This window comes from Massilia sp. YIM B02443 (genome assembly GCF_030411955.1).
GTDB lineage: Bacteria > Pseudomonadota > Gammaproteobacteria > Burkholderiales > Burkholderiaceae_D > Telluria.
This window is the reverse complement of the sequence record NZ_JASNRA010000001.1, coordinates 349,264-361,286: the sequence shown is the minus strand read 5'-3', so window position 1 is coordinate 361,286 and position 12,023 is coordinate 349,264. Positions and strand designations below refer to the sequence as shown.

At 61.7% G+C, this 12,023-nt stretch carries 9 protein-coding genes; all 9 read left to right on the top strand.

Annotated elements, in window-relative coordinates:
* Positions 1-141 precede the first annotated feature (141 nt).
* The 9 genes from QPK27_RS01555 (at position 142) to ileS (ending at position 11,961) form a co-directional block, all read left to right on the top strand.
* A complete protein-coding gene (locus QPK27_RS01555; protein WP_290416431.1) occupies positions 142-1,413 on the top strand; it encodes a YeaH/YhbH family protein in 1,272 nt (423 codons plus the stop codon).
* Positions 1,414-1,469: 56 nt separating this feature from the next.
* Positions 1,470-2,996, top strand: coding sequence for a SpoVR family protein (locus QPK27_RS01550; RefSeq protein WP_290416430.1), 1,527 nt, complete (start codon positions 1,470-1,472; stop codon positions 2,994-2,996).
* A gap of 906 nt (positions 2,997-3,902) precedes the next feature.
* Positions 3,903-4,565 carry an energy transducer TonB gene (locus tag QPK27_RS01545; protein ID WP_290416429.1) on the top strand — a complete coding sequence of 221 codons (663 nt, stop codon included), beginning with the start codon at positions 3,903-3,905 and terminating at the stop codon, positions 4,563-4,565.
* 85 nt (positions 4,566-4,650) lie between these two features.
* Positions 4,651-5,592, top strand: a complete 942-nt coding sequence (locus tag QPK27_RS01540; RefSeq protein WP_290416428.1) for a MotA/TolQ/ExbB proton channel family protein — start codon at positions 4,651-4,653, stop codon at positions 5,590-5,592.
* 3 nt (positions 5,593-5,595) lie between these two features.
* Positions 5,596-6,018 (top strand): biopolymer transporter ExbD, encoded by a 423-nt coding sequence (locus tag QPK27_RS01535; protein ID WP_290416427.1) that lies wholly within the window; start codon positions 5,596-5,598, stop codon positions 6,016-6,018.
* A gap of 70 nt (positions 6,019-6,088) precedes the next feature.
* Positions 6,089-6,520: a biopolymer transporter ExbD gene (locus QPK27_RS01530; protein ID WP_290416426.1), complete on the top strand. Its 432-nt coding sequence runs from the start codon at positions 6,089-6,091 to the stop codon at positions 6,518-6,520.
* A gap of 69 nt (positions 6,521-6,589) precedes the next feature.
* On the top strand, positions 6,590-7,819 hold the full coding sequence (locus QPK27_RS01525; protein ID WP_290416425.1) for a lipopolysaccharide assembly protein LapB: 1,230 nt from the start codon (positions 6,590-6,592) through the stop codon (positions 7,817-7,819).
* A gap of 182 nt (positions 7,820-8,001) precedes the next feature.
* Entirely contained in the window at positions 8,002-8,973 is a 972-nt protein-coding gene (locus tag QPK27_RS01520; protein ID WP_290416424.1) for a bifunctional riboflavin kinase/FAD synthetase, read from the top strand.
* A gap of 102 nt (positions 8,974-9,075) precedes the next feature.
* Positions 9,076-11,961 (top strand): isoleucine--tRNA ligase, encoded by a 2,886-nt coding sequence (gene ileS, locus QPK27_RS01515; RefSeq protein ID WP_290416423.1) that lies wholly within the window; start codon positions 9,076-9,078, stop codon positions 11,959-11,961.
* The last annotated feature ends 62 nt before the right edge of the window (positions 11,962-12,023 follow it).

The window sequence follows — 12,023 nt, the reverse complement described above, 5'->3', positions numbered from 1 at the left end:
GCGCAGCGTATTAAGATAGGGGTGCTGCCGCTCGCGGCGGCACCCAAGCGCAGGATCGACGAACTCGTCAGCATGCGGGCGTCGACCTCAGGGCGCCGAACAGAACGCCGGACCGCGCTTTTCAATAGCAGGAGGCCTGTTTTGACTTACCTCATCGACCGTCGCTTGCAGGGCAAGAACAAGTCAGCGGTCAACCGCGAACGATTCCTGCGCCGCTACAAGTCGCAGATCAAGGACGCGGTCGGCCGCGCGATCAAGGGCCGCTCCATCACCGACATCGAGAATGGCGAAAAAGTCACGATTCCGGTGAAGGACGTGAACGAGCCCCATTTCGGCCATGCCCATGGCGGCGTCTGGGAAACCGTCAATCCGGGCAATACCGAGTACCAGAAAGGCGACCAGTTCAACCGCCCGCGCGGCGGGGCTGGCGGCGCCGGGCGCGGACACGCCGGCAACAGCGACCAGACGGTCGAAGACGATTTCATCTTCGAGCTGTCGCGCGAAGAATTCATGAATTACTTCTTTGAAGACCTCGAGCTGCCGAACATGGTCAAGACGCAGCTGACCCAGACCATCGAATACAAGAACCAGCGCGCCGGCTACAACGTGTCGGGCACGCCCTCGAACATCCACGTGCTGCGCTCGCTGCGCGGCGCGCTCGGGCGCCGCATCGCGGTCGGCGGCCCGGCGCGGCGCCAGCTGGCCGAAGCCCAGGCAGCGCTCGAAGCGCTGTTCGACGAAGGCGCGCCGCAGGATGATGAACAGGTGATCGAGCTCAAGGACCGCATCCACCACCTGCACATCCGGCTGAACGCGATTCCCTTCATCGACCCGTTCGACCTGCGCTACTCGAACCGCATCAAGGTGCCGAAACCCAGCACCCAGGCCGTGATGTTCTGCATCATGGACGTCTCCGGCTCGATGGACGAGACGCGCAAGGACACCGCCAAGCGCTTCTTCATCCTGCTGTACCTGTTCCTGAAGCGGGTCTACGAAAAGATCGACGTGGTGTTCATCCGCCACCATACCGCCGCGGCCGAGGTCGATGAAAACGAGTTCTTCCACTCGCGCGAATCGGGCGGCACCGTGGTGTCGTCGGCGCTGCACCTGCTGCAGAAGGTGATCACCGAGCGCTACGGCAGCGCCGACTGGAACGCCTACGTGGCGCAGGCGTCGGACGGCGACAACTGGGACAACGACTCGGTGCTGTGCAAGCAAATCCTGAACAGCGCAATCATGCCCCGGGTCCAGTACTATACCTACGTCGAGATCACCGACGGTCCGCCCCAGAACCTGTGGGAACAATATGGCGAAGTGGCGGCCCAGCACCGCAACTTCGCGATGCAGAAGATCGTGACCCCGGCCGACATCTATCCGGTGTTCCGCGAACTGTTCAAGAAGCAGGCCAAATAAGTTGGCCAAACAGCGTCCGGCAGCCAACCGGCGCCACAGACCATAGCGAGGCAGCCATGCCAAGAGACCCGAACAATCCGCGCGCCCTGCCCGAACAGTCCGAATGGACGTTCGACCTGATCGAGCAGGCGCACGACGAAATCAGGCGGGTGGCCAAACGCTACGGCCTGGACACCTATCCGAACCAGCTCGAAATCATCACCGCCGAGCAGATGATGGACGCCTATACCTCGGTCGGGATGCCGGTGTCCTACAATCACTGGTCGTTCGGCAAGCATTTCCTGTCGACCGAGAAGAGCTACCGCCGTGGCCAGATGGGCCTGGCCTATGAGATCGTCATCAATTCGAATCCCTGCATCGCCTATCTGATGGAGGAGAACAGCCTGACCATGCAGGCGCTGGTGATCGCCCACGCCGCCTACGGCCACAATTCCTTCTTCAAGGGCAATTACTTGTTCCGCACCTGGACCGATGCCGACGCCATCGTCGACTATATGGTGTTTGCCAAGAACTATATTGCCGAATGCGAGCAGCGCTACGGCATCGACGCGGTGGAAGAGCTGCTCGACTCCTGCCACGCGCTGCAGAATTACGGCGTCGACCGCTACAAGCGGCCAGCCAAGCTGTCTGTGGCGCAAGAAAAGGCGCGTCAAAAAGAACGCGAAGAGTACGCCCAGTCGCAGGTAAACGCCCTGTGGCGCACGCTGCCGCAGCGCGAGGAACAGATCGCGGCCGCCGCGGCGCCCGTGCGCTTCCCGCCCGAGCCCGAGGAAAACCTGCTGTATTTCATCGAGAAGTACGCGCCGCTGCTGGAACCCTGGCAGCGCGAGCTGGTGCGCATCACGCGCAAGATCTCCCAGTATTTCTATCCGCAGCGCCAGACCCAGGTGATGAACGAAGGCTGGGCCACCTTCTGGCACTACACCATCCTGCAGGACTTATATAAAGAGGGCATCGTCGGCGACGGCTTCATGCTCGAATTCCTGCAGAGCCACACGAATGTGGTCTACCAGCCGCCGGCCACCAGTCCCTATTACAGCGGGATTAATCCGTATGCGCTGGGATTCGCGATGATGACCGACATTCGGCGCATCTGCGAAAACCCGACCGAGGAAGACCGCGCCTGGTTCCCGGACATCGCCGGCAGCGACTGGCTCAAGACGCTCGACTTCGCGATGCGCAACTTCAAGGACGAGAGCTTCATCGCCCAGTACCTGTCGCCCAAGCTGATCCGCGAATTCCATTTCTTTGCCGTGCTGGACGACGACCGTAGCGACAAGCTGACCATCTCGGCCATCCACGACGAGGCCGGCTACCGCTACGTGCGCCACAAGCTGGCCGAGCAATACAACCTGGGCAGCCGCGAACCGAACATCCAGGTGTGGCAGGTCAATACGCGCGACGACCGCGCCCTGACCTTGCGCCACACGCAGTACAACCGGCGTCCGCTGAACCAGCAGGCGCAGGAAGTGCTGAAACACGTGGCGCGCCTGTGGGGCTTCGACGTGCGGCTGGAAACGGTCGATCCGGCTGGGCACGTCGTCAGCTTCATCGAGTGCCGGCGCGAAAAACGCGGCCGCTGAACCAACGCACTATCGTGGTGCATGACAGGGATCCAGAGCCCATCGTGCACCATCCTTGCCCCCCATTCTTCTTCTCTTGACACAGTCTGCCGGGCACCGCCCTGCTGATGCGGCGCGGCCTGCGTCCTCCCTGCCGACGTTTTCCGGCCGATCCGCGGCGCCGGAACAGCCTCGCAATGCCACCCGGCACGCTTCCTGCATCTACCGACACCGGTAGGTCGCTCCTATGCAGGTTAGATAGCATTGTTCAGTATCGCCAACAGTTGGATTTCATGGTATGTTGCCGACATCACATGTTAGCGCTGTCACAACTACACCATGGCAATTTCGGGGTGATGAACCTAGCAATGTTATGTAATATTATCTGCAGCGGGAGGTTCAGCAGTGCGCATCTTTCATTCCCGTCAAGATGAAGTACATGGTTGGCACACGGTTGAGTGATCGCAAGTACAAAATAGGCTTTCACTTTTATCTATACCGTGTGGACGCATGAGGCAGGGTCCGGAAGCTTCAGCAGGAAACGCTCGACAGTAGAAGCTAGCTATAGTTTGCAGAAAGACCACTGTTGAGATAAATGAAATTTGCCATGCTGGCGATTTAGCATCAGAAATTTGGTAAACAAGGCATGTACACAGATCTTCCACAGAATGAGGAGTGTCGATACATAAAACTACATATTTTCAGGCCTTCCAGACCCCGCGCGACACCCCTTCCGGGCTTGTATAGATGAGCTTGTTTGCCTGCATTTACAGGCAGTTAGCACCTCTTTCGATGCTGTAAAAATGTATGTGCAAAAAAGAATTCGTAGGTATAATTCTTCGATGTCCCGGATGCGGCTCCTAGCTTTGCGTCGTGTTTAGTGGGTTTGGTAGCAACAAAAAAGAGTTGGTATTGGAGAAATATGGCATGAATTTTTCGAATGAGAAGCAACCCGGGAAAAATTACACAGGTTTCATCATTGTCCTTTTGCTGCACGTTCTGATGGCATGGGCAATCGTGAGCGGCCTGGGTACCCGGATCGTCACCAAGGTGACGGAATCGGTGGAAACCAAGCTGATCGAAGAGGTAGCACCTCCACCGCCGCCGGAAACCCCGCCGCCGCCGCCGCCGCCAGAAATGAAAGCGCCGCCGCCGCCGTTCATCCCGCCGGTCGAAGTGCAAGTGCAGCAACCGCCGCCACCGCAGAACACGATCGCCGCCGCGACCAATACGCCGCCGCCGACCACCCAGCTGGCTCCTCCAGCCCCGCCTGCTCCTCCGGCGCCGCCGGCCCCGCCGGCACGTGGTCCGAGCCGCTCCGAGGCAGTCGCTGACTTCAACACCTGCGCACGCCCTGAATATCCGCGTTCGTCGCAGCGCAACGAAGAAACGGGTACCACGACCCTCCAGTTCCTGATTGGTGTCGATGGTCGCGTGATGGAAGCTAAATTGCAGAAGTCGAGTGGCTTCCGTGATTTGGACCGGGCCGCTCAATCGGCTCTGAGCAAATGCCGATTCAAGCCCGCCATGGTTGATGGCAAGCCGGAACAGGCGTGGACAGCGGTGCAGTACGTCTGGACGCTGGAATAAAACCGAGACAGGTCACCGTCTCACTCTATGATTTTCGTTGTCACATAAGTTCAGCGAACTGTCTATTTAATATTTTGGAGGAAGCATGTTTAAGAATACCCGTTTGTCCGCTTTCCTGGCGGCTGTCCTGTTCTCGGTGTCGGCGGCATCGGCCCTGGTGACCGCACCGGCCTTCGCTCAAGACCAGCAGCCGGCAGCAACGGACGCGGCCGCTCCGGCAACCACCGACGCAGCTGCACCGGCTGCCGACGCAGCTGCTCCGGCCGCTGACGCTGCCGCAGCTCCAGCTGGCGACGCAGCACCGGCCGCCGGCGGCGAAGCCACCGAAGAAGTCCACAACCCGTACGGCATCGGCGCCATGTGGGAAGAAGGCGACTTCGTCAACAAGGGCACCATCATCATCCTGTCGCTGATGTCGATCGGTTCGTGGTACATCATCATCACCAAGCTGATCGACCAGCAGAAGATCATGAAGCAGTCGAAAGACATGCAAGCCAAGTTCTGGAAAGCACCGTCGATCGCAGCTGGTTCGGCTCAGCTGAAAGAAGGCTCGCCATTCCGCTTCATCGCTGAAACCGGCACCAAGGCAACCCAGCACCACGACGGCGCCCTGCTCGAGCAGATCGACCTGTCGACCTGGGTCACCATGCAGATCCAGCGCGCAGTGGACCGCGTCCAGTCGCGTCTGCAAGACGGCCTGTCGTTCCTGGCAACCGTCGGTTCGACCTCGCCGTTCATCGGTCTGTTCGGTACCGTCTGGGGCATCTACAACGCACTGACCGCCATCGGCATGTCGGGTAACGCATCGATCGACAAGGTTGCAGGTCCGGTCGGTGAAGCACTGATCATGACCGCCTTCGGTCTGTTCGTCGCGGTTCCTGCGGTTCTGGGTTACAACTGGCTGGTGCGTCGTAACAAGTCGGTCATGGAAGATGTCCGTTCGTTCTCGGCCGACGTTCACTCGGTCCTGATCTCGGGCGCCATGTCGACCTCGAGCGCAGCTGCCCAAGCTAAAAAGATTGGATAATCTATGTCGATGAGTGTCGGTTCCGATACCGGAGGCGAAGATGCACTGAATTCAGAGATCAACACGACGCCGCTCGTCGACATCATGTTGGTTCTTCTGATCATCTTCCTGATCACGAGCCCGGTGGTTCTGAATCTGCAGAAAGTCAACCTGCCTGCAGAGACGAACCAGGTCACCAAGACCCAGCCGGAAGACGTGAATATCACCGTCAACAAAGACGGTGAGATGTACTACAACCAGACGCGCATCGCGAATACGGACGAGCTGTTCAAGTTCCTCGCGGAGCAGTCGGTGAAGGTGCCGCAACCGGCGGTGAAAGTTCGTGGCGACCAGGAAACCCGCTACGAATCGATCGGTCGGGTCATCTACACGGCACAACGTGCTGGGGTGCAGAAGGTTGGCTTCGTTATCGAGCCACCGGGCTAATAGCTAGATCGTGACGCCGGTTTGGGCCGGCGTCACGCCCGTCTCCCCAACATTTGACAAAGGAAACATCATGAGTATGAACGTAGGTTCGGGCTCCTCGCAGGGAGCTGATCCGGAACCGATGATGGAAATGAACATGACGCCGCTGATCGACGTCCTGCTCGTTCTCATCATCATGATGATTATCACGATTCCGAAACAGAACCACTCGGTCAATCTGAACATGCCAATCGGCAATCCGCCTCCGATGACGGAAAAGCCAGTCGTGGTCACGATCGACGTGGACTTCGACGGCACCATCATCTGGGACGGCGAAACCATCGCGGATCGCGCCACCCTGGAAGCCAAGATGAACAGCATCGCTGCTCAGGCAAACCAGCCGGAAGTGCACTTGCGTCCGAACAAGCTGGTAGAGTACAAGGTAGTTGCCGGCGTTATGGCAACCGCCCAGCGTCTCGGCGTCACCAAGATCGGCATGGTTGGTAACGAGCAGTTCCAGTAATCGTTCCATGTTTGACCTACACGGCAGGGCTATCCCTGCCGTGTCCATTTTGAAATAAGGATTTTTCAGATGATCAAGTTCCGTCTCGCACACCTCAGCATCGCACTGGCCGCCCTCGGTTTCACGGCAGCCACGCCGATGATCGGTCTGTCCTCCGCCGTCGCTGCCGAAGCGCTGCGTCCGGAAATCGGCAAGCCACTGCAGCAAGCCCAGACTCAAATGAAACAGGGCAATCACAAAGGTGCACTGGCAACCCTGCGCGATGCGGACAAGGTGGGCAACAAGACCGCCAACGAAAGCTACCTGATCGAGCGCGTGCGCGCCTCGGCAGCCTCGTCGGCCGGCGACTACGCCACCGCGGCAAAATCGTTCGAAGCCCTGCTCGCTTCGGGCAAGCTGAGCGCCGCAGAACGCTCCAACTTCGCTGAAGGCCTGGTCGGCATCTACATGCGCGCCGGCGACCTCAACAAGGCGAACGAAACCATCCAGCGCCTGCTGAAGGACAAGGACGATCCGAAGCTGCGCGCCTACCTGCTGCAGAACTACTACAAGCAAGGCAACGTCGCCGCGCTCGAGCAGGAACTGCGCAATGCCGAGAAGTCGGGTCGCATGACCGAAGACCAGCTCGGCATGCTGGCCAACATCCAGCTCAAGAAGAACGACAAGGTCGGCTACGTCAACACCATCGAAAAACTGGCCACCAGCTATCCGAAGGCCCAGTACTGGACCGACCTGCTGAACCGCGTGCAGGGCAAGCCTGGCTTCTCGAGCCGCCTGCGCGTCGACGTCTATCGCCTGCAGCTGGCCAACGGCCTGCTGAAGAAGCCGAGCGAGTTCATGGAAATGGCCCAGCTGGTGCTGCAAGCCAAGGCCCCGGCCGAAGCGCTGAAGATCATCGACCGCGGCTACAAGGCCGGCGCCCTCGGCACCGGTACCGACGCCCCGCGTCACCAGCGCCTGAAGGACCTGGCCGAGAAGAACCTGGCCGAGCAGAACAAGAACTTCGCCGCGCTGGAAGCCGAATACACCGCCGCCAAGGACAACGACCAGCTGGTCGGCCTGGGCTACGCGCTGGTGCAGGCAGGCCAGGCCGACAAGGGCCTGAAGATGATGGAAGCGGCGATCAAGGCCGGCGGCCTGAAGTATGCCGACGAAGCCAAGCTGCGCCTGGGCGAAGCCTATGCCGTGGCCGGCAAGAAGCAGCAAGCCATCTCGACGCTCAAGACCGTGGGCGGCAAGGAAGGCACCGCCGACCTGGCCCGCTACTGGATCATGGCGATCAACAAGCCGCTGGCATAAGCCGGGCGCGTTTGATCTCGCAACGCCGCCTTCGGGCGGCGTTTTTATTTGGCGGGTGCCTTGCGCCCCATGATGACGGTAGCGGCCGGCGGCCATCGCCGCTGTGCAACATCGGAGTTACCGTATAATCAGGGTTTTGGCGCTGCCCCGTTGCTGCGCGGCGCTCAACCGGAACACAATTGATGAAGGTATTTCGCGGACTTCCCAACGACCGGGCGCGTGCTCCCTGCGCACTCACGATCGGCAACTTCGACGGTGTCCACCGCGGCCACCAGGCGCTGCTGGAGCAGGTGCGTGGCGCGGCCGCGCGGCTCGGCATCGAAGCGGCCGTGATGACGTTCGAGCCGCATCCGCGCGAATACTTTGCCCTCAAGGCGGGCGACCCATCGAAGGCTCCGGCGCGCATCGCCAACCTGCGCGACAAGCTGCAAGACCTTGACAATGCCGGCATCGACCGCGTGATCGTCGAGCACTTCAACGAGCACTTTGCCGCCATGTCGCCCGGCGACTTTATCAAGCGCGTGCTGGTCGACGGCCTGCACGTCAAGTGGCTGATGGTCGGCGACGATTTCCGCTTCGGCGCGCGGCGCGCGGGCGATATCGCGATGCTGGTCGAGGCCGGCCGCGAGCATGGCTTCGAGGTCCACACCCTGAGCGCCGTGATGCACGGCGACCAGCGCATCTCTTCGTCCGCGGTGCGCGCCGCGCTGGCGCAAGGCGACTTCGATGCCACCGGCGAACTGCTGGGCCACCCGTACGCCATGTCCGGCCACGTGATCCACGGCCAGAAGCTGGGCCGCACGCTGGGCTTTCCGACCCTGAACCTGCGCGTCGCCCACCGCCCTGCCGTGCACGGCATCTTCGTGGTCCAGGTGCACGGCCTGGAAGACCATCCGTTGCCGGCAGTGGCCAGCCTGGGCGTGCGTCCGACAGTCGAAGACGCCGGCCGCACCTTGTTGGAAGTTCATATTTTCGACTATGCCCGCCAATGCTATGGCGAGCTGGTGCGCGTGGAATTCCTGGCCAAGCTGCGCGACGAAGAGAAATACGTCGATTTGCCGACCCTGACCGCGGCGATCGACAACGATGCGGCCCAGGCGCGCGCCTTCTTTGCCCATCGCAACGGCGCGCTGACCGCCACCGACCGAATTTGAGGCGGCGCGGGCGCCGTCCCGCGCGCATCCGACACCTGCATCGGGTTGGCGGCCCCATCCGGCGCCGCGCACCCCACCACGAACACCCACCAGAAGAAGCTTATGTCCGACACTAAACAAAACAACGCGCCCAAGGGTGCGAAAAAGCCTGAAAGCAAATACCCGGTCAACATGACCGACACCGCCTTCCCGATGCGCGGCGACCTCGCCAAGCGTGAGCCGGGCTGGGTCAAGCAGTGGCAAGACAAAAAGATCTACGAGCGTGTGCGTAAGGCAGCCGCCGGCCGTCCAAAATTCATCCTGCACGACGGTCCGCCGTACGCCAACGGCGACATCCACCTGGGCCACGCCGTCAACAAGATCCTGAAGGACATGGTGGTCAAGTCGCGCACCATCGCCGGCTTCGACGCGCCGTACGTCCCTGGCTGGGATTGCCACGGCATGCCGATCGAGATCCAGATCGAAAAACTGTACGGCAAGAACCTGCCGACCGCCGAAGTGCTGCAAAAAGCGCGCGCCTACGCGCTGGAACAGATCGACCGCCAGCGCGCCGGCTTCATCCGCCTGGGCGTGCTGGGCGAATGGGACAACCCGTACATGACCATGGCCTACGACAATGAGGCCGACGAGCTGCGCGCCCTCGGCACCCTGCTGGAAAAAGGCTATGTGTACCGCGGCCTGAAGCCGGTCAACTGGTGCTTCGATTGCGGCTCGGCACTGGCTGAAGCCGAAGTCGAATACCAGGACAAGCGCGACCCGGCGATCGATGTCGGCTTCCCGTTCGCGGAGCCGGAAAAGGTCGCGGCCGCCTTTGGCCTGCAGCAACTTCCGCAAGGCGATGGCTTCATCGTCATCTGGACCACGACGCCATGGACCATTCCGTCCAACCAGGCCCTGAACGTAGGCCCGGAAGTGAGCTACTCGCTGGTGCAGACCGAGCGCGAGGGCAAGCCACTGCTGCTGATCCTCGGTTCGGAACTGGTCGAATCGTGCCTGCAGCGCTACAAGCTGGAAGGCACCGTCATCGCCACCACCGTCGGCGCCAAGCTCGACGGCCTGCGCTTCAAGCACCCGCTGCACGCGCAAGACCCGTTCTACGACCGCACCTCGCCGGTCTACCTGGCCGAGTACGTGACTGTCGACAGCGGTACCGGCGTGGTCCACTCGGCCCCGGCCTACGGCCTGGAAGACTTCCAGTCGTGCAAGGAACACGGCATGAAGGACGACGACATCCTCAAGCCGGTGATGGGCGACGGCCGTTACGTGTCGACCCTGCCGCTGTTCGGCGGCCTGACCATCTGGGAAGCATCGAAGCCGATCTGCGCGGCGCTGACCGAAGCCGGCGCCCTGTTCGAACTCAAGATGTTCGACCACAGCTACATGCACTGCTGGCGTCATAAAACCCCGATCGTCTACCGCGCCACCAGCCAGTGGTTCGCCGGCATGGACGTCACGCCAAAGGATGGCGGCCCTACCCTGCGCCAGACCGCACTGTCCGGCATCGAAAAGACCCGGTTCTTCCCGGACTGGGGCCAGGCGCGCCTGCACGGCATGATCGAGAACCGTCCCGACTGGACCCTGTCGCGCCAGCGCCAGTGGGGCGTACCGATGGCCTTCTTCATCCACAAGGAAACCGGCGAGCTGCACCCGCGCACCCCGGAACTGGTGGAGCAGGTCGCCAAGCTGATCGAGGCGGAAGGCATCGACGCCTGGCACAAGCTCGACCCGGCCACGCTGCTGGGCGAGGACGCCGTCGTCTATGAAAAGAACAAGGACACGCTGGACGTCTGGTTCGACTCCGGCGCCACCCACCAGACCGTGCTGCGCGGCTCGCACAAGGAGCAATCGAGCTTCCCGGCCGACCTGTACCTGGAAGGATCGGACCAGCACCGCGGCTGGTTCCACTCGTCGCTGCTGACTTCCTCGATGCTCAACGGCGCCCCGCCGTACAAGGCCCTGCTGACCCACGGCTTCACGGTCGACGAGAACGGCAAGAAGATGTCCAAGTCGCTCGGTAACACGATGGCGCCGCAAAAGATCTCGGACACCCTGGGCGCCGACATCCTGCGCCTGTGGGTGGCCTCGACCGACTACACGGGCGAGCTGTCGATCGGCGAAGAGATCCTCAAGCGCGTGACGGAAAGCTATCGCCGCATCCGCAACACGCTGCGCTTCCTGCTGGCCAACACCTCGGACTTCGACCCGGCCAAGGACGCCGTGCCGATGGCCGAGCTGCTCGAGATCGACCGCTACGCGATCGCCTCGATGCAGCAGTTGCAGGGCGACGTGGCGGCGCACTTCGAGCGCTATGAATTCCACCCGGTGGTGTCGCGCCTGCAGAACTACTGCTCGGAAGACCTGGGCGGCTTCTACCTCGACATCCTGAAGGACCGCCTGTACACCACCGGCGTCACCTCGCATGCGCGCCGCTCGGCCCAGACCGCGCTGTGGCACATCGCGCACGCGCTGCTGCGCGTGATGGCGCCGATCCTGTCGTTCACCGCCGAGGAAGCCTGGGCCGTGTTCGCAGGCGAGCAAGCGTTCAAGGACAGCGACGAGACCATCTTCACCCGGACCCTGTGGACCTTCCCTGCGCTGGAAGACAGCGAGGCGCTGTTGGCCAAGTACGCCCTGCTTCGCGCGGTGCGTCTGGACGTGACCAAGCAGCTGGAAGAAGTGCGCACGTCAGGCGCGATCGGCTCGTCGCTGCAGGCCGAGCTGACCATCAAGGCCTCGGGCGACAAGTACCGCGCGCTGGCGAGCCTGGATGACGACATGAAGTTCGTGTTCATCACCTCACAGGCCGGCGTGGTCGAAGTCGCGAGCGAGGCCGAGGAAGCGGTGGAAGTCACGCCGTCGCAAGCCGAGAAGTGCGAGCGCTGCTGGCACTATCGCCGCGACGTCGGCCACGATTCAGCGCATCCTGGCCTGTGCGGCCGCTGCACCAGCAACCTGTTCGGCGCCGGCGAACCACGCCGCTACGCCTGATGTACCGAGCCCCGCGGCCCTGATCTGACCGGGGCCGCGGGTTCCTGCGCCATGCCGCCCTC